Origin of the sequence: Sulfitobacter sp. M05, assembly GCF_029285175.1 — a bacterium.
Taxonomy (GTDB): Bacteria; Pseudomonadota; Alphaproteobacteria; order Rhodobacterales; family Rhodobacteraceae; genus Sulfitobacter.
In genome coordinates, this window is the sequence record NZ_JABEDH010000001.1 from 1504439 (window position 1) to 1530898 (window position 26460).

Annotated in this window: 25 protein-coding genes; 8 read left to right on the forward strand and 17 right to left on the reverse strand. The window is 58.6% G+C overall.

Annotated elements, in window-relative coordinates; all coding sequences use genetic code 11:
- Position 1: 1 nt before the first annotated feature.
- The 3 genes from HKX44_RS07445 to HKX44_RS07455 are packed head-to-tail and all read left to right on the forward strand — an operon-like array spanning position 2 to position 2144.
- Entirely contained in the window at positions 2 to 850 is an 849-nt protein-coding gene (locus tag HKX44_RS07445; RefSeq protein WP_276150639.1) for a DUF692 domain-containing protein, read from the forward strand.
- Positions 847 to 1605, forward strand: coding sequence for a DNA-binding domain-containing protein (locus HKX44_RS07450; protein WP_276150640.1), 759 nt, complete (start codon positions 847 to 849; stop codon positions 1603 to 1605). Before HKX44_RS07445 ends, HKX44_RS07450 begins: the two co-directional genes overlap by 4 nt.
- A complete protein-coding gene (locus HKX44_RS07455; protein WP_276150641.1) occupies positions 1602 to 2144 on the forward strand; it encodes a DoxX family protein in 543 nt (180 codons plus the stop codon). Before HKX44_RS07450 ends, HKX44_RS07455 begins: the two co-directional genes overlap by 4 nt.
- A gap of 28 nt (positions 2145 to 2172) precedes the next feature.
- Here HKX44_RS07455 and HKX44_RS07460 read toward each other — a convergent pair whose 3' ends face one another.
- From HKX44_RS07460 to pepT, 8 genes are all read right to left on the reverse strand, one after another.
- Entirely contained in the window at positions 2173 to 2493 is a 321-nt protein-coding gene (locus tag HKX44_RS07460; RefSeq protein WP_276150642.1) for an ArsC/Spx/MgsR family protein, read from the reverse strand.
- 499 nt (positions 2494 to 2992) lie between these two features.
- The gene (locus tag HKX44_RS07465; RefSeq protein WP_276150643.1) at positions 2993 to 4183 is read right to left on the reverse strand and encodes a cytochrome P450; all 1191 of its coding nucleotides are present in this window, start codon (positions 4181 to 4183) and stop codon (positions 2993 to 2995) included.
- 306 nt (positions 4184 to 4489) lie between these two features.
- A complete protein-coding gene (locus HKX44_RS07470; protein WP_276150644.1) occupies positions 4490 to 5479 on the reverse strand; it encodes an Ldh family oxidoreductase in 990 nt (329 codons plus the stop codon).
- A gap of 74 nt (positions 5480 to 5553) precedes the next feature.
- A complete protein-coding gene (locus tag HKX44_RS07475) occupies positions 5554 to 6237 on the reverse strand; it encodes an ABC transporter ATP-binding protein (RefSeq protein ID WP_276150645.1) in 684 nt (227 codons plus the stop codon).
- Entirely contained in the window at positions 6230 to 7513 is a 1284-nt protein-coding gene (locus tag HKX44_RS07480; protein ID WP_276150646.1) for a lipoprotein-releasing ABC transporter permease subunit, read from the reverse strand. Before HKX44_RS07480 ends, HKX44_RS07475 begins: the two co-directional genes overlap by 8 nt.
- A gap of 52 nt (positions 7514 to 7565) precedes the next feature.
- The gene (locus HKX44_RS07485; RefSeq protein ID WP_276150647.1) at positions 7566 to 8063 is read right to left on the reverse strand and encodes a DUF2937 family protein; all 498 of its coding nucleotides are present in this window, start codon (positions 8061 to 8063) and stop codon (positions 7566 to 7568) included.
- A gap of 31 nt (positions 8064 to 8094) precedes the next feature.
- Positions 8095 to 9435 carry a proline--tRNA ligase gene (gene proS / locus HKX44_RS07490; RefSeq protein ID WP_276150648.1) on the reverse strand — a complete coding sequence of 447 codons (1341 nt, stop codon included), beginning with the start codon at positions 9433 to 9435 and terminating at the stop codon, positions 8095 to 8097.
- A gap of 174 nt (positions 9436 to 9609) precedes the next feature.
- Positions 9610 to 10848 carry a peptidase T gene (gene pepT, locus HKX44_RS07495; RefSeq protein WP_276150649.1) on the reverse strand — a complete coding sequence of 413 codons (1239 nt, stop codon included), beginning with the start codon at positions 10846 to 10848 and terminating at the stop codon, positions 9610 to 9612.
- A 188-nt stretch (positions 10849 to 11036) separates the two neighbouring features.
- Between pepT and HKX44_RS07500 the strand changes: the two genes are divergently transcribed.
- The 4 genes from HKX44_RS07500 (at position 11037) to HKX44_RS07515 (ending at position 16724) form a co-directional block, all read left to right on the forward strand.
- Positions 11037 to 12119, forward strand: coding sequence for an AI-2E family transporter (locus HKX44_RS07500; RefSeq protein WP_276150835.1), 1083 nt, complete (start codon positions 11037 to 11039; stop codon positions 12117 to 12119).
- A 1-nt stretch (position 12120) separates the two neighbouring features.
- Positions 12121 to 12801, forward strand: coding sequence for a chromosomal replication initiator DnaA (locus tag HKX44_RS07505; protein WP_276150650.1), 681 nt, complete (start codon positions 12121 to 12123; stop codon positions 12799 to 12801).
- 55 nt (positions 12802 to 12856) lie between these two features.
- Positions 12857 to 15031 carry an RNA degradosome polyphosphate kinase gene (locus HKX44_RS07510; protein ID WP_276150651.1) on the forward strand — a complete coding sequence of 725 codons (2175 nt, stop codon included), beginning with the start codon at positions 12857 to 12859 and terminating at the stop codon, positions 15029 to 15031.
- A 97-nt stretch (positions 15032 to 15128) separates the two neighbouring features.
- The gene (locus HKX44_RS07515) at positions 15129 to 16724 is read left to right on the forward strand and encodes a Ppx/GppA family phosphatase (RefSeq protein ID WP_276150652.1); all 1596 of its coding nucleotides are present in this window, start codon (positions 15129 to 15131) and stop codon (positions 16722 to 16724) included.
- Here the strand turns inward: HKX44_RS07515 and HKX44_RS07520 are convergent.
- The 7 genes from HKX44_RS07520 to HKX44_RS07550 all read right to left on the reverse strand — a co-directional run bounded on the left by HKX44_RS07520 (position 16709) and on the right by HKX44_RS07550 (position 23221).
- Positions 16709 to 17101: a VOC family protein gene (locus HKX44_RS07520; protein WP_276150653.1), complete on the reverse strand. Its 393-nt coding sequence runs from the start codon at positions 17099 to 17101 to the stop codon at positions 16709 to 16711. The two genes, HKX44_RS07515 and HKX44_RS07520, sit on opposite strands and share 16 nt — an antisense overlap.
- Positions 17101 to 17469 carry a hypothetical protein gene (locus HKX44_RS07525; protein ID WP_276150654.1) on the reverse strand — a complete coding sequence of 123 codons (369 nt, stop codon included), beginning with the start codon at positions 17467 to 17469 and terminating at the stop codon, positions 17101 to 17103. Before HKX44_RS07525 ends, HKX44_RS07520 begins: the two co-directional genes overlap by 1 nt.
- A 29-nt stretch (positions 17470 to 17498) precedes the next feature.
- Complete coding sequence (locus HKX44_RS07530) at positions 17499 to 18530, reverse strand: endonuclease/exonuclease/phosphatase family protein (protein ID WP_276150836.1); 1032 nt, start codon at positions 18528 to 18530, stop codon at positions 17499 to 17501.
- Positions 18530 to 19210: a molecular chaperone DjiA gene (locus tag HKX44_RS07535; RefSeq protein WP_276150655.1), complete on the reverse strand. Its 681-nt coding sequence runs from the start codon at positions 19208 to 19210 to the stop codon at positions 18530 to 18532. Before HKX44_RS07535 ends, HKX44_RS07530 begins: the two co-directional genes overlap by 1 nt.
- A 247-nt stretch (positions 19211 to 19457) precedes the next feature.
- Positions 19458 to 20069, reverse strand: coding sequence for a VOC family protein (locus HKX44_RS07540; RefSeq protein WP_276150837.1), 612 nt, complete (start codon positions 20067 to 20069; stop codon positions 19458 to 19460).
- Between the two features lie 43 nt (positions 20070 to 20112).
- The gene (scpA, locus tag HKX44_RS07545; RefSeq protein WP_276150656.1) at positions 20113 to 22248 is read right to left on the reverse strand and encodes a methylmalonyl-CoA mutase; all 2136 of its coding nucleotides are present in this window, start codon (positions 22246 to 22248) and stop codon (positions 20113 to 20115) included.
- Positions 22214 to 23221, reverse strand: coding sequence for a hypothetical protein (locus HKX44_RS07550; RefSeq protein ID WP_276150657.1), 1008 nt, complete (start codon positions 23219 to 23221; stop codon positions 22214 to 22216). The genes scpA and HKX44_RS07550 overlap by 35 nt, the downstream gene beginning before the upstream one ends.
- 99 nt (positions 23222 to 23320) lie before the next feature.
- Here HKX44_RS07550 and HKX44_RS07555 point away from each other — a divergent pair, with 99 nt between their 5' ends.
- On the forward strand, positions 23321 to 23764 hold the full coding sequence (locus HKX44_RS07555; protein ID WP_276150658.1) for a DUF4174 domain-containing protein: 444 nt from the start codon (positions 23321 to 23323) through the stop codon (positions 23762 to 23764).
- A gap of 21 nt (positions 23765 to 23785) precedes the next feature.
- On the opposite strand, the gene HKX44_RS07560 is transcribed toward HKX44_RS07555, so the two are convergent.
- On the reverse strand, positions 23786 to 24331 hold the full coding sequence (locus HKX44_RS07560; RefSeq protein WP_276150659.1) for a hypothetical protein: 546 nt from the start codon (positions 24329 to 24331) through the stop codon (positions 23786 to 23788).
- Positions 24332 to 26377, reverse strand: a complete 2046-nt coding sequence (locus HKX44_RS07565; RefSeq protein ID WP_276150660.1) for an acetyl/propionyl/methylcrotonyl-CoA carboxylase subunit alpha — start codon at positions 26375 to 26377, stop codon at positions 24332 to 24334.
- Positions 26378 to 26460 lie beyond the last annotated feature (83 nt).

Sequence of the window (26460 nt, forward strand, 5' to 3'; positions counted from 1 at the left end):
CATGCTTGACACCTCCGCCCGCTTTGATCGCCTTCCAAATGCCGTAGGCGTTGGATACAAACCCCAACATTTCAATGCGTTGCGCGCCGATCCTGGTCCTGTGGACTGGGTTGAGATCCACGCCGAAAACTACATGGGAGACGGTGGCCGCCCGCTTGCGCAGCTTGCTGCCCTATCCGAAGAATTCGCCATTTCGGTACACGGTGTCGGCCTGTCTATCGGCGGCGAGGCTCCGCTTGATACGGCGCATCTGGTCCGGCTGAAAAAACTGTGTGACTGGATCAAACCGGCCAGTTTCTCCGAGCACCTCGCTTGGTCTACCCATGACAGCGCCTTCCTGAATGACTTACTGCCCCTGCCCTACACACCAGAGACTTTGGCTCGGGTCGCGGATCATATCAATCAGGTACAGGACGTGTTGGGCCGTCAGATGCTGCTCGAAAACCCGTCCAGCTACCTGACCTTTGCGGAATCAAACTTGTCTGAAACCGACTTTTTGTCAGAACTTACCCACAGAACCACCTGCGGGCTCTTGTTGGATGTCAACAATGTGTTCATTTCAGCCACCAATTTGGGGATAGATGCCCAGAGCTATATCGATGCCTTTCCAACCGACAAGGTCGGCGAGCTTCATGTTGGCGGACATGACGAAGACCACGATGATCACGGGGCCCCTTTGCTGATCGACAGCCATGGCAAGCCGGTCACCGATCCTGTCTGGACTTTGCTGGATTATACACTGGCTCAAACCGGCCCCGCACCGGTGCTGGTCGAATGGGACAACGACGTGCCAGACTGGCCCACGTTGAAGGCAGAAGCCGCCCGCGCAGCACTTGCGCTGACCTTATGAGCGATCAAGCAACCTTTCGCGCGGGCCTGCTGGACCCTGCCGTCGCGGCCCCGACCGGCCTGCTGGACGGCAATGCGCAGGAAGCCGGCAAACGATATGACGTTTATCGCAACAACGTCACCGTCTCTCTGACCGAGGCGATGACATCCGCATTCCCCTTGGTCGCCCAGCTGATCGGCGAAAAGAACTTTCCGCGACTTGCCCGCAGCTTTGTGCGCAGCCATCCGCCCGCCTCCCCATTGATGATGCATTATGGTGTTGAATTTCCTGACTTTATCAAACGATTCGAGCCACTTGCGCATATCGGATATCTGCCAGACGCCGCCCGCCTTGATCTGGCAATGCGCCGCTCCTATCACGCTGCCGACACCCCGCCTTTTGATCCGGCCGGCTTTCAGACCCTGTCGCCCAACGACCTGCTTGATGCAAGGCTGACCCTCGCGCCATCCAGCGTTATCCTGCGTTCAGACTGGCCGCTTTTTGACATCTGGGCCTACAATCAAAACTCTGGCGCGGGCAAGCCGCGCAGCGCCTCGCAGGAGGTTCTGATCACCCGGCAGGCGTTTGACCCTGCGCCCCATCTTCTTCCATCCGGTGCAGGCCTCTGGCTGGAGAGACTCGCGGCTGGCGCGCCCTTTGGCATCGCACATGACGCCGCAGTCGCCGCCGTTCCCGACTTTGATCTAGGTGCCAGTCTTGGCCTCGCTCTGGCGACTGGCGCATTTGCTGTTTTGAATCATAAGGACCTGATATGAGTGCCATCTTTGCCATCTACGCCCTGCTCGTCGACAGGTTGGAACGCGCCGATTGGCTGGTTCCCACCCTCGCAAGACTGTTGTTTGCAGCGGTTCTGTTGGTCTATTTCCTGAATTCTGGATTGACCAAACTGGGCGACGGTATTTCCGGCCTCTGGACCCCATCAGTTGGCGCCTACGCACAGATCTTTCCCCGCGTTCTGGAGGCCGCCGGCTATGACACAGACGCTCTGTCGATTTTTCATAAACTCGTAGTGGTTGCAGGGACTTGGGCGGAGTTCATCTTGCCTGTGTTGATCGTTCTGGGGCTGTTGACGCGGCTTGCCGCCTTGGGAATGATCGGTTTTGTTGTCATTCAATCGCTGACAGATATCTACGGTCACAGCGCCACGGACGCATTGGGGGCCTGGTTTGATCGCTTCCCTGACGCTATCATCCTGGATCAGCGCAGCCTTTGGGTATTCCTCTTAGTGGTGCTGGTGATCAAAGGGGCCGGCCCGCTGTCTTTTGACCGCGCCCTGACGCCGAAAAAGGGATAACACCGTCAAGACAGAGGCCGAACTCAAACTAAAGCAAAGCTTTAACTTCGGCCTCTACCGCACTGTTCCAGCCGAGAAAAAGCGCGCCTTCAACATCAATAAGGGGCCGTTTCATCAAGGCAGGATGGGATTTCAAAAGCTCAACCGGATCCGCTGCCCTTTGCCCCTCATCCAGCCCGCGCCATGTGGTTGATCGTGTATTCACAAGGGCATCGCCAAATTGCGCAAACGCGGCGGTCAATACGTTTTCCGGCACGCCATCGCCCCGCACGTCCCGCAACTGTGCTTCCGGCAATGCCTTCATCGCCTTGCGGCAGGTATCGCAGTTCTTCAGCCCGTATAGTAACACAGTCAGTCCCTCGCCCCTTATCGCTGTTCCCAGATACCTACACGATTTTGATCCGCTGCAAAGCAGGATCATCGGAGATTAACGTTATCGTAGCCAAACGGTGGGTACACTTTAGATAGTACACAAGCACCAGTAGATCACCGCCCCCGTGATGTCCGCAATCCAGGTTCGCCGCGCCATTTTCGGTATCACATGTGCCATGGTTGCGACTTCTTACGCGGGAACGACACCTTGACGTTAGACGGGGACAAACCTGGCATGCCACAACAGGTAACGTCGGGGAGTGCTGCTGATCGGTAACCAGCGGGCCGAAAATCGGCCCCTTGAAGAAGGAAGACCTTGCGCTGCGCGGTGACTTGCAACAGCGACAAGACGGCCGAACAAATGCCAAGGGCAGAGAGGAACCAGATTGAACACACATAGGCAAGCGCCTGTCGATCGGAGTTCTTCCATCCGTTAGGGAAGCGCTGGCATAGTCTGCTCCATAAACTGTACCTTTTTACCCCCGCACCAACTGCGCTGGTAGCGAAGAATACCCATGAAACCGGATGCGCCCGCCTGCCCCCCTGTTCTGGGTGAGGGCATAGTCGGGGTAGCGGCGCAAGAACCGTTCGATCGCTATTCGCCCCTCCATCCGCGCCAGCGTCAGGCCAACACAGATATGGGGTCCGCCAGCAAAGGCCAGGTGACGGTTGGGCCGTCGCGTCACATCAAAATCCGTCGGATTGTCAAAAACCTCGGGGTCACGGTTTGCGGCACCGATACACAGATGCAAGTTGCTTTGCGGCGGAATCGCCTGCCCGCCAATGATAACCTCGCGGGTGGTCTCGCGGTTGCCAAACTGATTGGGAGACCGCAGCCGGAGAATTTCCTCTACTGCACTGTCAATGACAGAGAAGTCATTCAAAACAATCTGCTTTTGCGCCGGATCATCGTGTAACAAGGCAAGGCCATTACCGATCAGATTGGTGGTGGTTTCATGGCCAGCATTGAGGATGAAGATACAATTCTGGATCAGTTCGATTTCGGTCAACTGACCACTGTTGTCGCCTGCAATGAGACGGGTCAGCACATCGGTATCAGGATCCCCCGGACGGGCCCGACGACGGGCGATAAGGTCTTGTAAATAGGCCTTGAATTCGCGCACTGCCGCGTGCCCTTGGGAAAGTTGATCTGAAGTCAGGGTCGGCTCCAAAGCGCCCAGAATCGCCAGCGACCAATCGCGCAGAGGGCCACGCTCGGACATCGGCACGTCCAACAGATTTCCGATGATCTGAATCGGGATGGTGGATGCAAAATCTTCAATCAGATCAGGGGTCTGCGGCATTTCATCAAGCAACGTATCGACGGTTGCAATCAACCCCGGCTCCATCCGCGCCAAAGCGCGCGGTGTCAGGGCCGATGTCATGATCCGGCGCACACGAGTGTGCAGCGGCGGATCATTGAAGACTAGGCTGGTGGTGTGGTGTTCAAACAGCGGTGAACCGGCCCCAAACTTGGGTTCAAACGCCTGTTTTTTATCTGAAATATAGGTGTCCGTGTCCCGATATATCGCATTCAGGTCGGCATGTTTTACAATCACAAAAGAGCCATCAGGCTGCGGCATGACGGGGCTGTTTTGCAGCCAGTCATCATAATGCGGGAAGGGGTTTTCGGTAAAATCGGCGGGGGGATTGGCAAGGTTAAACATGGCGCGAGTTTGGTTGTTTTCAGAGTGCCGTCAATGGGGGCACCCGCCGTACACCCCCGATGCACCCCCCGTACACCGAGCGGTGCATATTTTTCGAAGAAAATCGTCGGACTGGAGTCTTCTTTTCGCCCGCCATCCGCAGAAGCCGGGTCACGTCCGGTAAAGCAGCGTGGCGCTTTGTGCGGGACGCGCTGCCGGTGTGCAATTGCAACGGGGGCGCGCATCCGGTCAAAGCGGCAAGAAGAAGCCACCAGCCATTTCAAGGAGGACCGCCGCCTGGTATCCTACCTGCGCCTGCCCGCGCCCCTAACCCGCATCAGTGCCGGCAAACTCAAGCATCTGAGCCCAGACCGTATCTGCCACTTCGACCGGATCCATGGGCGCTTTGTGTTGCCCCGGCATCCGCGCGCCGTCGTCCTCACTTGCCGAAGCGCTGAGCGCTGCGATTTTGGCCCCAAAATCCGACGACGTGGAGGGGTCGATTACAATGTAATATTGCCCCAGATCATGCGGCTCCCCTTCGGGGGCTTTCAGCGGTTTGACATCCCGCGACAAGGTCCCTCCAGCCATCCCAGCGGCCAGTATCTCGACCATCAGGCCCAAGCCCCAGCCTTTGTAGCCCCCCATCGACACCAACGAGCCGGCCAGTGCCGCAGTCGGGTCCGTGGTCGGGTTGCCTTCTGAATCCACGGCCCAACCTTCGGGAATGCTTTCGCCGGCGGTTTTGGCCATGGTGATTTTTCCCAGTGCAACCGTGGTGGTGGACTGGTCGAATTGCATGGCGATGCCGCCCGCCCCGTCGGGCACGGAAAAGGCCATCGGATTGGTGCCGATCACGCGGGTCTTGCCCCCCGGTGCAGCGACAATCGGTGAGGCATTGGTGAAACCAATGCCAATAAACCCAGCGCGGGCAATCTGTTCGGTGAAATAGCCCAGAGAGGTACAGGTATGGGCGTGGCCAACGGCCAGTGACGCAATCCCCGCCTGACGTGCTGCGTCGAGCGCAACAGGCAAGCCATAGGCAAAGGCCGGTTGGGCAAACCCGAAATGCGCATCCACCCGCACAGCGGCACTGCGCGGCGTGGACACGGTGGGAATGACATCGCCTTTGACACGCCCAGACTTCAGTTGAAGACAGTAGCTTTCAACATAGTACAAACCACAAATCTTATTCCCGACAGACTCCGCTGCGGCGACTGCACGGGCCACTTCGGCCGCGGCAAAGGGTTCGGCCCCATGGGCCAGCAACGCGCTTTGCACAGTCTTGTGGATTTGTTCCAGAGAAATTTTTGCCATCTTCATCCCTTGTTTTTGAAACGCTGCCGTTAACTTTGCGAAACCTCATCAGGGACGTCAAGCAAGGATACGTGTCAGAGCGGCACCAACTGCCCCGCATCAAGTCGAATTTGCCGGTCCATCTGGGCTGCCAGTTCAAGATTATGTGTGGCAATCAGCGCCGCCAAACCGGTTTCACGCACCAATTTCAGCAAAGCAGCAAATACCTGATCCGAGGTCGCCGGATCAAGGTTGCCCGTCGGTTCGTCCGCCAGCAGCAGTTTCGGACCATTGGCCAGCGCCCGGCAGAAGGCCACCCGTTGCTGTTCGCCGCCCGACAAGGCGGCAGGTCGGTGATCGGCGCGGGCCGCGATGCCCACCGTGTCGAGCAATCCGCGCGCGCGCGCATTGGCGTCGGCGCGCGCCACCCCATTGGCCAGCTGTGGCAATACGATGTTTTCAAGCGCGGAGAACTCGGGCAGCAGATGGTGGAACTGATAGATAAACCCAACATCAGCGCGGCGCATACGGGTGCGGCGGCGGTCAGGCTGGCCGGTCATATCCTCGCCTGCGATCTGCACTGTGCCGCTGTCCGGTGTATCGAGCAGGCCCGCGATATGCAGTAAGGTCGATTTGCCAGCCCCCGAGGGCGCAACCAGTGCCACGACCTCGCCTGCGGCAAGGCTCAGGTCGATGCCTTGCAGCACCTCGACTACATTCGGCTTGCCCGGGTTATAGGCTTTGGTGATGCCTGAAAGCTGAAGGACCGGATCATTCATAACGCAGCGCCTCAACAGGGTTCATTGCCGCCGCACGGCGGGCTGGAAAGATTGTAACGATAAAGGACAGGCCCAGGGACAGGGCCACTGCCGACAAGACATCGCCCAGTTGCAATTTCGCCGGCAGGAAATAGATGCCCCGCACCGAGGCATCCCAAGCCGTGCCGCCCGACAGATAATTCACAAAAGCAAAAATCTGATCCACATAGAGCGCAAACAGGCAGCCAAGGATCACCCCCATCACCGTGCCGATGATCCCGGTGAAGGACCCGCAGATAAAGAATACCCGCATGATCGCCCCTTGGGTCAGCCCCATTGTACGCAGGATACCGATATCGCGTCCCTTGTTTTTCACCAGCATGATCAGCCCCGACACAATGTTCATCGCCGCAATCAACACCAGTACCGACAGGATCACGAACATCACGCGATCCTCGATATCAAGCGCACTGAGGAATGAGCCAGAAGCGTCCCGCCATGTCCAGATCTGCCCGCGCGCGCCCGCCGCCTGCAACAGCGGCACAGCCATGTCGTCAACCCGCTCCGGTTCTTCGATCATAACCTCAAGTTCGTCCGCCACACCTTCGCGGTTGAAGAAAGACTGCGCCTGTACAAGCGGCAGATAGACCCGCGTGCGGTCAATGTCATAGCGTCCGGCAGAGAAGACATAGACCACCTCATAGGCATTTACCCGTGGGCTGGTCCCGAAGGCGGTCTTCACCCCGTTGGGCGAAATAAGTTTGATCCGGTCTCCGACGCTGACCCCAAGGGTGCGCGCCACACCGATGCCAATGGCGATGCCTTCGTCGAAGCGGTCAATGTCACCAATGGCCTGTTCGGAAACAGCGATGCGCGGGATGGTTTTCAGGTCTTGCGCAGCGATGCCAAACACCTCGACACCAGCGGTCGACTGCCCTTTGTTGGCCATCACCTGCTGGCGCACCAGCGGGGCGACCCGTGTGACACCCGGCACTCCGCGCAACCGCTCGGCAAGGGTTTCATAATCGGAGATGGTCCGGTCGATCTGGCCGTTGGCCGCAACTTCGCCAAATTGATAGACCGTGACATGGGCGTTTGCGCCAAGGATCGTATCGACAAATTCGGCCCGAAACCCCGAGCGCACAGAGAGGGTCGCAATCAGCGCAAACACCGCCAGTGTGATCCCGATCAAGCTGATCCAGGTCATCACACTGACCCCACCCTCAGCGCGGCGCGCGCGCAGGTAGCGCCAGGCAATCATCCATTCAAAAGGGGCAAAAGGGGTGGTCTGCGCCATGCGTCAGGCTCCTGATTTTTGTCGCGCAAGGTGGCGGGTTGGCTGGGGGCCGTCAAGCCGGGTTTGAACGACGGCGAAACGGCCAGAACAACAGCTTAAGAACGCCACCCAAGGCCGCGGCCCCCAGCAAAAAGCCAACCAGCGCAAAACTGACCCCTGCGAAATTCAACGGCACGGCAGGCTGGTAAGCCACCCATGCCGCCCGCGCAATCTCTGCATCGCGCAGCCGCGGCAGGTGGTAGGCGCGCATAAACGGGCCCTGCCCCTCAAGTGCCGCCAGATCGACGCGCAACCGCTCAAAACGTGTAAACGTTCGGGTCATGTCGGCCTGACGGCGTTCAAGGAACGCGCTGCCCTGCATTTGCGCAAGCGCAGTCTCCCGCTCAAGCCCCACGGCGGCGGCTGAGGCATCAAAATCCGCGACCACCTCGGCCAGGGCATCGACCGCACCGCCCAACCGCTGGGCGTATTGCTGGGAGAACTCAGGAAACTGCGACACCGCCGCCGCGCCGGCAATCCCGCCGGCCAAAGTCAGACTGCGCAGGATCATCTTACGGCGGCTCCTTCTTGTTTATCCAGCCCTAGGCAATTCCGGCATAGATTTGCGCAAGCTTCTGAACAGCGGCTTCCGGTGGCATCTCTTCACTTTCACCGGTGCGGCGTGAGGTCAGTTCAACAACGCCGTTTTTCAACCCACGTGGCCCGACCGTGATCCGCCAAGGCAGGCCGATCAGATCCATCGAGGCAAATTTGCCCCCCGCGCGTTCGTTGCGATCGTCATAGAGCGGCTCCAGCCCGATCTGGGTAAGGGCCGAATAGAGCGCCTCGCAAGCGGCATCCGCTTCGGCGTCGCCCTGTTTGAGGTTCACAATCCCGGCATGGAACGGTGTCACCCCTTCGGGCCAGATGATGCCCTTATCGTCATGGCTGGCCTCAATGATCGCCCCCAACAGGCGGCTGACACCAATGCCGTGGCTGCCCATATGGACCGGCTGGTTCTTGCCATCAGGCCCCTGCACTGTCGCACCCATGGCTTCGGAATACTTGGTGCCGAAATAGAAAATCTGTCCAACTTCAATACCCCGCGCAGTGCGCCGGCGCTCTTCGGGCACCTCGTTAAACAGGGCCTCGTCGTGGGTCTCGTCGGTGCGGGCGTATTTCGTGGTGAACTCCTGCATCACAGCGGCGCAATCGGCAACACTGTTATAGTCGATCTCGCGGTCGCCAAAGCTTAGATCGGTGACGGCGCTGTCATAGAACACCTCGGATTCACCGGTTTCGGCCAGTACCAGAAACTCATGCGTGTCATCCCCACCCATAGCACCGGAATCCGCCCGCATCGGGATCGCCTGCAACCCCATCCGCTCGTAGGTCCGCAGATAGCTGACCAGATGGCGGTTATAGGAATGCAGCGCGTCTTCTTTTGACAGATCAAAGTTATACCCGTCTTTCATCAGGAATTCGCGGCCCCGCATCACGCCGAAACGCGGACGCACCTCGTCGCGGAATTTCCACTGGATCTGATACATGGTCAGCGGCAAATCCTTGTAGCTGCTGACATGGGATCGGAAAATATCGGTAATCAACTCTTCCGCCGTGGGGGTGAACAGCATCTCGCGCCCCCCCCGGTCCTTGATCCGCAGCATTTCATCGCCAAAGGCATCATAGCGCCCGCTTTCATGCCACAGATCGGCCGACTGGATTGTTGGCATCAACATCGCCAGATGGCCGGCCCGCGCCTGCTCTTCATGCACGATATTTTCCAGCTTGCGCAGAATCTTGAACCCCATCGGCAGCCAGGAATAAATCCCCGCAGCGGACTGTTTGATCAAGCCGGCGCGCAACATCAACCGGTGGCTGACAATCTGCGCCTCGCTGGGGTTTTCCTTTAGGACAGGCAGAAAATAACGGCTCAGACGCATGGCGACGCTCCTCGAAACTCAATTTACTTTCCCCGCTGCCTAATTGAACGCAGCGGCCAACACAATTGCCCTTCTCTTTTTGGCCGTAAATCCTGCGGGAGTTTGAGGGCAGAGCCCTCAACAAATTTTCCTTCAGGAAAATTCATAAAATCGAATGCGGGCTTGCCCGCTCCTTCAGCTCACCGCCCGCTGTGCCAACGCAATCGCCACTTTGGTTGCCAAGGCCATATCCTGCACCGAAATCCATTCGAGCGGGCCATGAATTTCCTGCATACCGGTAAAGACGTTCGGGCATGGCACCCCCATCTCGGTCAGCCTTGATCCGTCCGTACCGCCGCGGATCGGGACCGACACCGGGTCAAGCCCGACATCCGCCACCGCTGCGCGCACCAGATCCACCGGCGTCATGTCTTTTTCCAGCCAGTAGCGCATGTTGCGGTATTGTGGCGTGATCTCGCAGGCAATCTGCGCCCGCGGCTCTCCGGCGGCCACCGCCGCGCAAACCTGGCGCAGCAAATCCCCCTTGGCGGCCAGTCCCTCCAGTTCGAAATCACGGATGATCAGCACAATTTCCGCCTCGCTGGATCCGCCGGTCATCTCGGACACATGGATGAAGCCTTCCGTGCCTTGGGTGGTTTCAGGCGTCATGGTAACATGCGGCAGGGTCATCACGATCTTGCTGGCCAGATGTAGCGCATTCACCATCTTGTCCTTGGCGAACCCCGGATGCGCCGACACCCCTGTCACCCGCACCACGGCCCCATCTGCCGAAAAGGTCTCGAACTCGATCTCGCCGGGTTTGCCACCATCAAAGGTATAGGCAAAATCAACGCCAAAGTCGGCCGGCAGACGTGCATCAACGCCGCGCCCGATCTCTTCGTCCGGAGTAAAGGCCAGCCGGATTGCCCCGTGTTTGATCTGTGGGTTCTGCAACAAATGCCGCGCGGCGGTCATGGCAATCGCCACGCCGGCCTTGTCGTCCCCACCAAGCAAGGTCAGCCCGCTGGCGGTGATGATGTCCTCGCCCTGTTTCTCCCCCAGATAGGGCGAATTCTCAGGCGAGAGTTTCAGATCAGGCGCATCGGCAAAGGTGATATCGCCACCGTTATAGCCGCGATGCACCACCGGTTTCACGCTTGTTGCATTGAACTGCGGGGCGGTGTCCACATGGGCGCACCAGCCCATGACCGGCCCCTCGGCTGTGGCGGGGATGGTTGCCAGAACCACACCATAGTCGGTCAGTTCAACATCCTGCGCGCCCATCTCGCTCAGCTCGGCCAGCAAGAGGCGCGACATATCCAGCTGGATATCGGTACTTGGCTGGCTGGCAGAGGATGCATCACTCTGGCTGTCAATGGCCGCATAGCGCAGAAGACGCGCCTCTAGTTCAGTATCAAATTCGCTGCGTGTCATCGGGATCTCCTTTGCGGTGATGTGGTGGCCTTGCAGGTGGCGTGTCAAGACGGGCTCTTGATCACAATCGCGCAGAAAGCCGCCACGGGCACCGGGATTTCGCGAAAAACCATGATGTTTCAACCCGCCCGCCCTTGAAAGATACCCCCTTTCGCGCAATGTCAGGAGGGGACCAGATGGAGAGCAGGATGGCCTTGCCGATCAGAGAACAACTGAAATACTGGGGCATCGCGACAGCGGTGTTTCTCGCTGTTTTGTGGTTTATCGGTGATGTGCTGATGCCGTTTCTACTGGGGGGGGCGATTGCCTATTTCCTTGATCCGGTTGCCGACAGGCTGGAGCGGATGGGGCTGAGCCGGGCATTGGCGACGGCGCTGATTACCGTGGTTGGCGTGGTGATCTTTGTCGCCATGGCGCTTTTGGTCATGCCTACCCTGATCAAGCAGGCCCTCAGCCTTGTGCAGACCGCCCCTCAGCTGTTTCAGGATTTCACCACCTTTCTGACCACCCGTTTTCCCGCACTTCTGGATGATACTTCTACGCTCAGCACCTCTCTGGCCTCTATCGGAGCGACGATTCAGGAACGCGGTGGCGCGCTTTTGCAAACGGCGCTGGCGTCTTTCGCATCCATCATCAACATTGTGATCCTGTTTGTGATCGTCCCTGTCGTTGCGGTGTATCTGTTGCTGGACTGGGATCGGATGGTCGCAGCCATTGACCGGCTGTTGCCGCGCGACCACGTAGCAACCGTGCGCAAACTGGCGGGCGAAATTGACCGGACGCTGGCCTCTTTCATCCGCGGCATGGGGACGGTTTGCCTGATCCTTGGCACCTATTACGCCATTGCGCTGATGCTGGTCGGGCTGCAATTTGGCCTTGTCGTCGGCTTTATCGCCGGTCTGGTGACCTTTATTCCATACCTCGGGGCCTTGTTGGGCGGGGCATTGGCAATTGGTCTTGCCCTGTTCCAATTCTGGGGGGACTGGCTGTCGATCGGATTGGTTGCTGGTGTTTTCATGCTGGGTCAGGTGATCGAGGGCAATGTGCTGACCCCGAAACTGGTTGGCGATTCCGTCGGGCTGCACCCGGTTTGGCTCATCCTGTCCCTGTCGGTTTTTGGCACCCTGTTCGGCTTTGTTGGGATGTTGATTGCCGTGCCTCTGGCCGCTGCCATCGGTGTGCTTGCGCGTTTTGCGACCGCACAATACCGGCAAAGCCTGCTGTATCAGGGCACCGAAAACGCGCGCCAGAACGACACGGCATCACGCTGATATGGCCGAGCAACTTGGACTGAACCTGCCCAGCCGCACCGCACTGGGGCGCGATGCATTTTTCGTCGCACCGTCAAATGCCCTGGCTTTGGCGATGATCGACACATGGCCGGCATGGGCAAGCGGCAAACTGGTGCTGACCGGCCCGAAGGGGGCGGGTAAAACCCATTTGGTCCATGTCTGGGCCGCCGTGGCGGAGGCGACAATCATTGCCGCCCACGATCTGGAGGAGGCGGATATTCCGGCCCTCGCCCAGAACCATATCGCCGTTGAAGACGTGCCCGCCATCGCCGGCAATGAGCGGGCTGAAACCGCCCTGTTCCACCTGCACAATCTGACATTGGCGGAAGGACATACCCTGCTGCTGACCGGTACACCGGCCGTGGCGCACTGGGGATTGCGCCTGCCCGACCTGATGAGTCGGCTGCAAGGCACCACCGCGGCGGCGCTGGAAGCCCCGGATGACGCATTGCTTTCTGCCCTGCTGGTCAAGCTGCTGGCCGACCGCCAGCTGACGCCGAAACCGGCATTGATCAGCTATCTTCTGGGCCGGATGGACCGATCCTTTGCGGCGGCGATTGATCTGGTGGCCCGCCTGGATGCTGCCAGCCTGGCACGTAAGAAACCGATCACTGTTAAACTTGCGGCGGCGGTGCTGGACAAGGACACCCCAGACGCGTGATAACTGCGTCGATTGCCGTCATAATTTCATTACATTTCTACCCAATAAGGCAGCCATGACTCAAACCGATTTTTTGACGGGTGCTTTCCCGCCCGCTGTAGATATGCCCGACCTTGACCTGAACGGGCCGGGGCGCTTTTTCAACCGCGAACTCAGCTGGCTGGGTTTTAACTGGCGTGTTTTAGAAGAGGCCGAGAACCCTCGTGTTCCCTTGCTGGAACGGCTGCGGTTTCTGTCGATTTCGGCCCATAATCTGGACGAATTTTATGCCGTACGTGTGGCGGGCCTGCGCGAGCTGGCGCAAGCGGGCAATACAACCCCCGCCTTTGACGGGCTGACCCCAGCCGAACAGCTGGTGTTGATCAACGAGGACGCGCGCAATCTGATGCAAGCCCAGCAACGGGTGCTGGTTGATCTGATGGCCGAAATGGATGCTCAGAACATCTATCTGGAACATATCGCCGACCTGACCAAAGACGATCTGAAATACCTCAAGAATGTCTTTTTAAATCAGGTGTTTGCGGTTTTGTCCCCCTTGGCCATCGACCCCGCACACCCGTTCCCGTTTATTCCCAACACCGGCTATGCGCTGGCACTGCAACTGGAACGCACCAGTGACAAACGCCCGTTACAGGCCCTGCTGCCGATCCCGGCGCAGATCGAGCGGTTTGTCTCCCTGCCCGCCAACGGTGACACCCTGCGTTATCTGCCGCTTGAAGACCTTCTGGTCATCCATATCCCCGACCTGTTTCCCGGTTATAAGCTGAAGTCGCATTTTGAATTCCGCGTCCTGCGCGACAGTGATTTAGAAGTCGAAGACGAGGCCGAAGACCTTGTACGGGAATTCGAGGTTGCTTTGAAACGCCGCCGCCGGGGCGAGGTCGTGCGCCTGACCCATTCTGCCGGCGCACCAGAGAAACTGAAATCGGTGATCATGGCCGAGCTGGGCGTGCATGACCGTGATGTGATTGAAATTGACGGGATGATCGGCGTTGACGATCTGTCCGAACTGGTCACCGATGCGCGTCCCGATCTGCTTTGGCCGCAGTTCAGCCCACGCGTCCCCGAGCGGGTTCAGGACCACGACGGTGATATGTTCGAAGCAATCCGCCACAAGGATATGCTGTTGCATCACCCCTATGAAACCTTTGATATGGTGGTGCGTTTTCTGGCGCAGGCGGCCCGTGATCCCAATGTGGTGGCGATCAAACAGACGCTTTACCGCACCTCGCGCGACAGCCCAATTGTCGAGGCCCTGTGCGAAGCGGCAGAGGATGGCAAATCAGTCACCGCGCTGGTGGAACTTAAGGCCCGCTTTGACGAGGCCGCGAATATCCGCCAGTCACGCCGTCTGGAGCGCGCTGGTGCCCATGTGGTTTATGGCTTTATTGATCTGAAAACACACGCAAAAATCTCTACTGTGGTGCGCCGTGAAGGCAATCAGCTGGTGACCTACACCCATTATGGCACCGGCAATTACCACCCGATTACCGCGCGGATTTATACCGACGTGTCGCTGTTCACCTGTGACCAGAAGCTGGGGCGCGATGCGACGAAAGTGTTCAACTATCTGTCCGGGTACGCACAGCCAGACAGCCTTGATAACCTTGCCATTTCGCCCACCACCCTCAAGCCGCGCCTGATCGAGATGATCGCTGCAGAAGCCGCCCACGCCAAAGCCGGGCGTCCGGCGTCAATCTGGGCGAAAATGAATTCGCTGATTGATGACGAGGTGATTGACGCGCTGTATGCCGCCTCGCAGGCCGGGGTGCAGATCAGCCTTGTGATACGGGGCATTTGCGGGCTGCGGCCCGGGATCAAGGGCCTGTCAGAGAACATTCGGGTGAAATCCATCGTTGGCCGTTTTCTGGAGCATTCCCGCATTGTCTGTTTTGCCAATGGCGCAGGCTTGCCGCATAAGAAAGCGCGGGTGTTTATCTCTTCTGCGGACTGGATGGGGCGCAACCTGAACCGGCGTGTGGAAACACTGATCGAGATCGAGAACGCCACGGTCAAAGCGCAGATTGTCAGCCAGATCATGGCCGCCAATCTGGCCGATGTGGCGCAAAGCTGGATCATGGCTCCTGATGGCAGCTTCAAACGTCCCGCCTTTCAGGAAGGGCAGTTCACCTTCAACTGCCACAGGTTCTTTATGGAGAACCCCTCGCTGTCGGGACGCGGGTCTGCCGGGGCCTCGGATGTGCCAAAGCTGACCCATACAGAAGATTAACGCCAGCGCCCGACTTTGCAAATTTACTGAGGGTAAACGATTGACCCGAAGGCGGCGCTGACCCATCCTGCGCCCAACAAAACCCGCAGGAGACCGCATGGTAGATCTGACCGAAAGGCCGCCCTCGCCCGTGCCCGAAACCGGCATTGCTGAACTCGGGCTGTTTGGCAAACCCCTGTTTGAAGACCCCTCGGCGCGGGCATTGGCGCGGGTCGGCGTGGTGGATGTCGGGTCGAACTCTGTGCGTTTGGTGGTGTTTGACGGGGCGGCACGTTCGCCTGCGTATTTCTACAACGAAAAGATCATGTGCGCTTTGGGTGCCGGTATGGCCGAAAGCGGGCATTTGTCCCCCGAAGGCCGGGTGCGGGCGCTATCGGCCATGCGGCGGTTCAAAAAACTGGCGGATGGCATGGGGCTGTCGGAGCTGTCAGTGGTGGCCACTGCTGCCGTGCGCGATGCCCGCGACGGGCGCGATTTCTGCGACGAGGTGCTGCGCGAAACCGGTCTGCGCATCTGGGTGATTGACGGCAAGGAAGAGGCGCGTCTGTCCGCGCAGGGCGTCTTGCTCGGGTGGCCCGGGGCTTATGGGCTGGTCTGTGACATTGGTGGTTCCTCGATGGAGTTGGCCGAGATTTCCGGCGGCCGTGTTGGCAAGCGGGTGACATCGCAATTGGGGCCGCTGAAACTGCGCGACATCAAAGGCGGAGCAAGGGCACGCAAGGTCCATATCGGCGAGGTTATGGACAAGCTGAAGGACACCATGGGCGCGCAACGTGATCGCCTGTTTCTGGTGGGTGGATCGTGGCGGGCAATTGCGCGGATCGACATGCTGCGCCGCGGGTACCCTCTTCAGGTGCTGCACGAATACCGCATGACACCACGGGCCGTTTCCGCCACCGTAAGATATATCAAAGAGACACCTGCCGATGTGCTTCGGGCGGCGTCCGGGGTATCAAGCAGCCGGATGGCACTGGTGCCTTTTGCCGCTGAAGTGCTGTCACGGTTGGTCAAGACCTTCCGCCCCAAAGACATTGCAATTTCCAGCTATGGCATCCGCGAAGGCATGTTGTACGAGCAAATGCCACAACGCCTGCGTGACCGCGATCCGCTGATCGAAGCCTGCCGTTTCGCCGAAGCCAAAGATGCGCGAATGCCCGGATTTGGCAAAACACTGTATAACCTGATCCTGCCGCTTTATAAATCCGCCCCTGCCCCACGCAAACGACTGATTAAGGCTGCCTGCCTGCTGCATGACGTCAGTTGGCGGGCGCATCCTGATTATCGTGCCGAAGTTTGTTTCGACAATGCGACCCGCGCCAATCTGGGCGGATTGAAACATGTTGAACGGGTCTTTTTAGGGCTGGCGTTGCTGTACCGCTATTCCAACAAACGCGAGAACGCGCGGTTCAATGACCTCTATGAAATGCTGGATGAAACCCAGCGGGCCGAAGCCGAGGTTTTGGGCAAGGCGATGCGGTTTGGCGCGATGCTGTGGATGGATCCCGATGAGGATCGGGGCGAAATCCGTTGGTTTTCCAAAAAGAAACAGCTTCAACTGCGGCTCACATCCGATATGTTACCGCTGTTTGGTGAAGTGGCCGAAGCGCGGCTCAATTCGCTTGCTGACTCCTTGGGGGCGGAGGTCGAGATCAAAACGGTCCGAGACCGCAAGCCGTCTCAAATTTCGGCGTAAATCTCAATCAGATTGCCATCCGGGTCGCGAAAAAACAGGGTGCGATGGCCGAATTCCCTATCTGTGGGCGGCGATAAAATCGCGATGCCTTTGGCGCGCAACTCTGCCGCGCAGGCATCAACGATAGGGACCGGCACCCGAAACGCCAGTTGCAGCGCGGCAGTGCCCTGCGGCACCGGCTGGTCAGATACGGTAAACCCCGGGAGGCAAAGCGCAAGCACAGTGCCCCCGACGCGGTATTCAAACCAGCCATCGGACAGGGCACGATCCAGCACAAACCCAAGCACACCCTCGTAAAAGTCCCGCATCGCCGCCAGATCGCGGGTAATGACCACAGTGTAATCCACTGCCGTTATTGCATCAAAGGCGGAGGCCATCACAGATCAATCTGTGGTGCGGGTTCGGTGGGCGTTTCCGGCGGGGTCATCGGGTGTTCGGGCTTGCGCCGGATGATGATGTCGCCGTTGGGCAGAATTTCAGGGGGCAGATAGACGCTCCAGTCCTCGACCTCAGCCATCAGTTCGGTGAGTTTCGGCCCCATCTCGCTGGCAAATTCCCGCAAGGCCGGCCCCATTTCCTCGGCAATGCCTTGCAGCTCCTCCATCGTGGGCTCCATCTCTTTCAGGATACCCTCCAGAAACATCTGCGCGCCCCGCTCCATCAGAGACGGACCGGGGTCCTCCTCTGCCTGGGCGGCCGGGGCCGTAAGGGTAACAGCAAGAACAAAAGCCAGAGCGTGTTTCATACGCCCAATATAGGACAACCGGCGCGGGATTACAAAGTGTCGTCCAGATCAAGCGTCACCGGAAAATGATCCGACGCCATCACCAGAGCATCGCGCAGCGCCGGGGTGTTCCAGCATTCAGGATCATCCAGCGGGTGCCAGATACGCCAGCCTGCGCTCTTGGCACGGATGCCATCTGTGACCATGATGTAATCCAGCAGGGCCTGCAAAAACCGTTTTTCCTGCCGGATCCAGAACCGCGCCGAAGTCGGCATCGCCCCCAATTTTCGCGATAATGCCTGACGCGCGTGGGGATCAAACAAGGGCTGTGCCTGCCCGTGGCCCATCACGATCTCGACGGAGGACCGGCCAAACAGGTTTTCGAAACTGTCCAGACCGACGCCATCGTTCAAATCCCCCAAAACCACCAGCGGTGTGGCTTCGGCCAGATGTTCGTCGATTCTCCCCCGCAACCAGATCGCCTGTGCCAGCTGTTTGCGCCGGTTGGCGATGTTGATCGTCAGGGCCTCGGCCTCGTTGCGGGCCCCGTGCGGGGCCTTGGATTTCAAATGCGCCCCGATCATCCGGAATTGAAACCCCGACATGGTTTCAATCATCAGTTCAAGCGGCGGTTTGGAGAACACCACAAGGTCCTCATCTGCATCCACATCCAGATCAATCCGCAAGACCCCGTCGAAGCGTGGCGCGCCCTGCGCCCCCTTTGGGCCGGACACATCGCCGCGCGGGTCATGGCGCACCTGCAGGACGTCAGGGTCATACATCAATGCAATCTCTTGCTGCGTGTCATTGGAAAAGCCAATTATCGCAGCGCGGGCGCGCAAACCGAAATCTGCGGCAAACCCCGTAAGGGCGGCGATGGTCGAGCGCTTCCGGCTTTGATCCGGGGCTTCGATCACCATAACCGCATCCGCATCAAGCGCTTGAAACACCAGCCCCAAAGCGGCGGTTTGCTGGGCGCGGGTCACATTATAGCGCGCCGACCACCCGCCATCATCATGCAACCGACCCGCGTCATCAAACAACGCCGAAAACCACTCGACGTTATAGGTCGCGATCCGCATCAGGCCCGTTTGCCTGACAGGGTTTCCCATGCGCGATTGATGTCGATCATGCGCTTTTCGGCCATGCGCACCGCTTCCTCTGGCAATCCCCGCGCCACCAGAGCATCGGGATGGTTGTCCCGGACCAACTGGCGCCATGCGGCGCGCGCCTGGTCGGTGGTGGCATCCGGTTCAATCCCCAGAACACTATGCGGCAAAGGCGAGGTATCGGGCACAAACCGGGCCTTGAGCGCCGCAAAACGGGCATCGGACATGCCGAATATCCGCGCAACATCTTCCAAAAACGCGTCTTCGTTGGGGTGGTAGGTGCCATCGGCCATGGCAATGTGAAACAGCCCCTCCATCACATCACAGAGCATTTCAGGCTGGTCATTGAACATGCTCGCTATGCGGCGCGCATAATCGTCAAAACCCGCAACATCCTGACGGGCAAGGTTAAAAACCCGCGCAGCCCCATCGGTATCCCCCTCGGCAATCTGGAACACCTCGCGAAAGGCCATCACCTCGTCGCGGGTCACAAGCCCGTCCGCCTTGGCCATCTTGGCCCCCAGTGCGATCACCGCGATGGTAAAGGCGACGGAACGTTCGGGTGGGCTGCGCAGCCGGTCAAAAACCGCGCCCAAGCCTTCGCCGGAAGTCAGCGCCGAGAGCGCTTCGGATATACGGAGCCAGATAGACATGACGCGACCCTAACCTCTGCTGGAAAAGATGTCAGGGCGAATGCGCAGGTTTGCGCATCAATTTCAGGTTAAAGTGTCCGGCCTTTCACCTGAAACATTTCGTATCCCCGATGTCCCGAGAACCCGCAGCGTGGCAGGGTATTGGGGAGTCATGTTTAAGGCGGAACGCTTTAATGCATCCGTCGAAATACTTGCCGTGCAAAACATCATCGAAACCGCTGAGACCTTTGGTCCCAAGAGTTCCCGACTATAGCTTGCGGGCCTCCCCGCCGACCTCAAATTCCGCCCCAAGACGGCGCGGCCCGTTTTCGAACCTGATACGCTCATCGTTCAGAAATGGGGCCAATAGCGCCGCCAATGCATCCGCTTCGGGATGGGCGACCGTGAGCGAGGTTAACTTTGCCCCCGAACTGCCCAAAAGTGCAGAAGGATGTGCGTCATTCTCCCATTCGATCAGGGCGGGCGCATAATTGTCGAACGGCAGCACCCCATCATCAGGCACCGCCATCCGCCAGCACAAATCCCCCCGTTGCAAGGACACAGGCCGCCCAAACCCTTCTGGCAAAGCCGCCAATGTCGCGTCCAGATCATCACAGCGACAAATCCAGTTGGTTAACCGGGGTGCCCCGCAAAACCGGTCCAGATCAAACCAGCGCGGCCTGTCGGGCACGGGGGCATCCGGGTTGATGGCAATCGCCTCAAGATACAGCCCGTCCTCAAGGCCAAGCAGGGCGTTATGGGTGTGAAAGACCGCATGTTCGCCGCCCTTCCTCAAATCAAGCCCCAAGGCCTGCTCTGCATGTCCCGTCGCCGCCGCTAAAGTCTCGCCCGCAACGGCGACATGGTCAAATACCATCACACCCATATTTTCCTCTTTTTGGCCTTAAATACTGTCCAAATTCTCAGTCCCGCGCCGCACGGATGAGTGACAGAATATCCTCGGCTGCAGCCGGAATATTTGTCCCCGGACCAAAGATCGCCTTTACCCCCGCATCATAAAGGAATTCATAGTCCTGCTGCGGAATGACCCCGCCACAGATCACCAGAATATCTTCGGCACCGGCGTCTTTCAGCGCTTTAACCAGTTGCGGGGCCAGCGTTTTATGACCGGCGGCCTGCGACGAAATACCGATGACATGCACGTCGTTGTCCACCGCATCCTGCGCCGCTTCGGCAGGGGTCTGGAACAAGGGGCCGACATCAACGTCAAAACCGATATCCGCAAAGGCGGTGGCAATAACCTTGGCCCCGCGGTCATGCCCATCCTGCCCCATCTTCACCACCAGCATACGCGGGCGACGGCCCTCGTCTTCGGCAAATTTCTCCACCGATTTCTGAATGTTGGCGAAACCGGTGTCGCCTTCATAGGCCGCGCCATAGACGCCCGCCAAGGTTTTCACTTCCGCGCGGTGGCGGCCGAACTTTTCTTCCATCGCCATGCTGATTTCCCCAACTGTGGCCCGGGCGCGGGCCGCTTCGACTGCCGCCTCCAACAAATTTCCGCCTTCGCCAGCGCAGCGTGTCAGCGCGTCCAGCGCTTTGGTGCAGGCGACCTCGTCACGGCTGGCGCGGATTTCCTTAAGCCGCGCAATCTGGCTTTCTCGCACCGCGACATTGTCCACATCAAGGATGTCGATCGGCTCTTCCTTGTCGCGGCGGTATTTGTTCACCCCGACGATCACCTCGGTGCCGCGGTCAATGTTGGCCTGTCGGGTCGCCGCAGCTTCCTCGATCCGCAGCTTGGGCATACCGGAGGCAACCGCCTTGGTCATGCCGCCCATTTCTTCGACTTCTTCGATCATTTTCCAAGCCGCTTCGGCCAGATCATGGGTCAGCTTTTCAACATAGTAAGAGCCTGCCAGAGGATCGACCACATTGGTTACGCCGGTTTCTTCCTGCAAAATCAACTGTGTATTACGCGCAATCCGGGCTGAGTGTTCGGTTGGCAGGCCAATCGCCTCGTCCAGCGAGTTGGTGTGGAGCGATTGCGTGCCCCCCAAAACCGCCGACATCGCCTCGAATGCGGTGCGGACCACGTTGTTGTAGGGGTCTTGCTCGGCCAAAGAAACGCCCGAAGTCTGGCAATGGGTACGCAGCATCGAGGACTTGGCATTCTTCGGCTCAAACTCGGACATGATCCGATGCCACAGCAGACGCGCGGCCCGCAGTTTCGCGGCTTCCATAAAGAAGTTCATGCCGATGGCAAAGAAGAACGACAGACGTGGGGCAAAGCGGTCAACGTCCATACCCGCAGCAATCGCGGTGCGCACATATTCACGGCCATCCGCAAGGGTAAAGGCCAGTTCCTGCACGAGGTTCGCGCCGGCCTCTTGCATGTGGTAACCGGAGATCGAGATCGAGTTGAATTTCGGCATGTTGTCAGAGGTATATTCGATGATATCGCCAATGATCCGCATCGAGGGTTCCGGCGGATAGATGTAGGTGTTGCGCACCATAAATTCCTTCAGAATGTCATTCTGAATGGTGCCGGCCAGCACGGATTTATCATGCCCCTGCTCTTCCCCTGCAACGATGAAACTGGCCAGGATCGGGATCACCGCGCCGTTCATTGTCATCGAAACACTGACCTTATCCAACGGGATGCCGTCGAACAGAATTTTCATGTCCTCGACACTGTCAATTGCCACGCCGGCCTTGCCGACATCGCCTTCAACACGGGGGTGGTCGCTGTCGTAACCGCGGTGGGTCGCCAGATCAAAGGCCACCGACACCCCCTGCTGGCCCGCAGCAAGGTTGCGCCGGTAAAAGGCGTTGGATTCTTCGGCGGTGGAAAAGCCCGCGTATTGGCGGATTGTCCAAGGGCGCCCTGCATACATTGTGGCCTTTACGCCGCGGGTAAATGGCCCCTCGCCCGGCATCGAGCCAAGATGCGAAACCCCGTCGAGATCAGCAGCGGTATATACCGGCTGAACATCAATACCTTCCAGCGTGTTCCATGTGAGGTCATCAACGCTGCGTCCGCGCAATTCCGCTTCAGCAGTGCTACGCCACGTTGCCTTTGATTGGTCCTTGGTCATATCTTTGTCCTTTTGTGAATGCACCGGATGGCAGGTATGTTTCTGCTCTGTTGGGGCACGTATCCTCTGTCAATGTGGCCAGACCATCCGCACCGGCCAGCAGCCAGTGCAGATCATCTGCGTAATTTTCCCGCATCATTTCAGATTGTTCGGGGGTGAAGGGGTGCCAACGGCCCAGACCGTCGGGCAGCAAATCCGGGTCACTGCCCTGATCGGCCAGCGCGGCACGCAGGGTCTGCACATCAGGCGAGCGGTTCAGCCAGCGGCGGCGGGTGTCGGTTGGCGGGGTCTTTCCAAGGGCGCTGCGCAACAGCCGCTCGGGCCGTCCATTCACCGCCTCGAAGGTCAGCACATCAATCTGCGCGCCGGGGGCCGCGCAAGCCAGATCGGTGATCACATCGCGCCAGCGGCGGCGGCTCTGTGCAATATTCTCCAGCCGCTGATCGGTTGGCACCGGATGGCCGCGCGAAACAGTCAGGGCACAGGCCGAGGCCCACCACAGATCCTGTGACCGGATCGACAGCACAATCCGGCGTACCCGCCCGCCGAAGGCCGCAGACACCCGCGCGATCCGTTCGCCGGCAGCCGGATACAACTGTTCCGCCCGGATGTTCTGTTTGCAATTGCCCAGCAGATTTTCATCACTAACCAGCAATTGTGCAATGCCGCTGGCGCGGGCCTGCGCGGCAAACAACCGGATGCGCCCTTCGGCACGGCGGGCCAGATTGCGGCCCTTGGGTGCCGTGGAGTTGCGAAACAGCCCCGGGAAAACGGAGGTGCGCGCGCGTTCCGGGCTCCAATAGGCGGTCTGTTGCGCAGCAAGGGCTTCGGCGTGATCCCGCATATAATGCTGGAAGGTGGTTGTCGCCGTGCGATGCGCCCCCAAATGCAGAATGACATCCATGATGGATCGACCCAAACTTTGCCAGAATGCCGCCCCGTTCGGCAATGCAGCGGGGATGGCCCCCGTCATGGCGTATAACCCCTTGCATCGGCGTTAATGCTGGCAGTTTGCACATTTGCCATCGCATTTGCACAAATCCTGCTTATATCATGATCAACAGGAGAACCTATGAAACGCCTTACAGCTGTTGTTATTGCAGGACTTATTGCCACTGCGCCGCTTGCACAGGAGGTCACGCAGGCCGATGATCCAATGCTGTTTGCACCGGCGGATATGGCCGATTTAAGCGAATTCCGCTGGAAAAAGCGGCCCGTTCTGGTCTTTGCGGACAGTGAAGATGATCCGGCGTTTATCGAACAGATGGAATTGCTGGAGGCCCGCAAGGAAGCGCTTGCTGAGCGCGACGTCATTGTTTTGACAGACACAGACCCGAAGGCGCGCGCGCCGCTGCGGCTGCAAATGCGGCCCCGGGGATTTATGTTGGTACTGATGGGCAAGGATGGCGGCAACAAGCTGCGCAAACCGTTTCCGTGGAGCGTGCGCGAAATCACCCGCAGCATCGACAGAATGCCCATGCGACAGCGCGAAATCCGCGATGCAAAAGGCGGTTGAAGACAATCAGGGCGCGACGATTCAGCCTTTATCAATAACATCACTCAAAGCCTCGCGTGCGGCGCAAGCATCCTGTGTCGCCCGTAGAACCATACCAATGTAATCGGCATAGATTGCCTGTTTACGCTCAACCGACAAATCTCGGCCAAAGCTGTCACTGCGCATATCTTCGATCATCGTCGAGACACGTGCGAGCTGACCATAGAACTGGACAACAGGCACCAGACGTTCAGGCCCCAAAAGCCCAAGGTCTGGCACCAGTTGTTCATAGATGAAGTCCCACTTTTGACGGAAGAGAACCGGTTTGAAATTCGGATCCCCGGCAAAGCGTGCAGAAATTTCCTCCGAATTGCGCTGAAGGTCCTGTTCAACGAAAGCTTCTTCAAATGCAGCGATTTCCGCCAGAAGTGCGGCGGAAACCTTTTGTCTGCGCTCATCGCGCAACGCCGTGCGCTTGCGTTCCTCACGCGAGGATTTTCGGCTTTGAAGCCAGTCGCGCAAAAGGCCCAACAGCCCTGTCACCAGGGCTGCGATAATCGCCGGGCCTATCCACGCGGTGGCTGGCACCTATTCAAACTCCATGATCACATCGTCAACCGCCAGGCTGTCACCGGCTTCTGCGTTCACCTTGCTGACAACGCCCTTTTTCTCTGCGCGCAGGATGTTCTCCATCTTCATCGCCTCGATGGTACACAGGGCCTGCCCTTCCTGCACCTCGTCGCCCACGGCCACATCCAGTTTGACGATCAGGCCCGGCATCGGGCAAAGCAGCATTTTGGAAGTATCCGGGGCAACCTTTTCAGGCATCAGGCGCGCCAGCTCAGCCTGACGCGGGGTACGTACATGCACCTTGACGTCGGCACCACGGGTGCGGATGCGGAACCCGCCCGAAATCTTGCCAACTTTCATCACCAGCGGCGCGTCGTTGATTGTCATCGAGGCCAGCTGATCGCCCGGCGTCCAGTTGCCTGACACACGCAATGTGCTGTCATCCTCAAAGCGCACCGTCGATCCATCCTTGTCCGCCTCAATCACCAGATCAAAGGACTGCCCTTGCAGGGTGACATTCCAATCCGTACCGACCTTGCGTTCGTGGTTGTCCATCCGTCCAGACACGCGGGCGCGGCGGATTTCCGCAAGGCGATGCATCGCGGCTGTCGCGGCGGCAATGCGGCGCAGTTCTGCCTCGGCCAGTTCAACCCCTTCGAAACCATCGGGATACTGCTCTTCGATAAAGGCGGTGGTCATGTCGCCAGAAATAAAGATTGGGTGATCCATTACGGCGGACAGGAACGGCAGGTTGTGGCCGATGCCCTCGACCTCAAAGCTGTCGAGCGCCACCCGCATTTGTTCAATCGCCTCGGCGCGGGTTGGGGCCCATGTGCAAAGTTTCGCGATCATCGGATCGTAATACATCGAAATTTCGCCGCCCTCATAAACGCCGGTGTCATTGCGCACCGCAAAGGTGCCGGTGGGCGCATCATCCGCCCATTTGCCATTGTCAGACAATGGGCCGGCAGCAACCTCTTGTGGCGGGCGGTAACGGGTCAGACGCCCGATGGAGGGCAGGAAACCGCGATAGGGATCTTCGGCATAAAGCCGGTTCTCGATGGACCAGCCGTTTAATTTCACGTCCGACTGTTTGATCGTCAGCTTTTCGCCATTGGCGACGCGGATCATCTGTTCCACCAGATCAACACCGGTGATCAGTTCTGTAACAGGGTGTTCCACCTGAAGACGCGTATTCATTTCAAGGAAGTAGAAATTCTTGTCCCCGTCGACGATGAATTCAACCGTACCGGCACTTGCGTAATCCACCGCAAGGGCCAGCGCGACGGCCTGTTCGCCCATCGCTTTACGCGTTGCTTCGTCAAGGAATGGGCTTGGAGCCTCTTCAACAACTTTCTGGTTACGGCGCTGGATCGAACATTCACGCTCGCCCAGATAGATGCCGTTGCCGTGGCTGTCGCAAAGTACCTGAATTTCAATGTGACGTGGCTGGGTCACAAATTTCTCGATGAAAATCCGGTCGTCGCCAAAGCTGTTGGCCGCTTCGTTCTTGGAGGACTGAAAGCCTTCGCGGGCCTCTTCGTCGTTCCACGCGATACGCATGCCCTTACCGCCGCCGCCCGCAGAGGCCTTGAGCATCACAGGATAGCCAATCTCATTAGAGATTTTCACGGCTTCATCCGCGTCTTCGATCAGGCCCATATAGCCGGGCACCGTGGAAACCCCGGCCTCCTGCGCGATTTTCTTCGAGGTGATCTTGTCGCCCATCTTTTCGATGGCCCCTACTGGCGGGCCAACAAAGGCGACGCCGGCCGCCTCTAGGGCCTCGGCAAATTTGGAGTTTTCGGAGAGGAAGCCATAGCCCGGATGCACCGCTTCGGCACCGCTTTGCTTGATCGCCTCCATCACCTTGTCGATGACGATATAGGACTGGTTGGCAGGGGGCGGGCCAATATGGATCGCCTCATCTGCCATCTGCACATGCAGCGCCTGCGCATCCGCATCGGAATAAATCGCAACAGAGGTCAGCCCCATTTTCTTGGCGGTTTTGATAACACGGCAGGCAATCTCGCCACGGTTGGCGATCAGGATTTTTTTGAACATGGGGTGTCCTTTAGAGTCTTGAGAGAAACACGAATACCCCGCGACAGCGGCTGCTGTGCGGGGTGATTAAATCGGGTACGGCG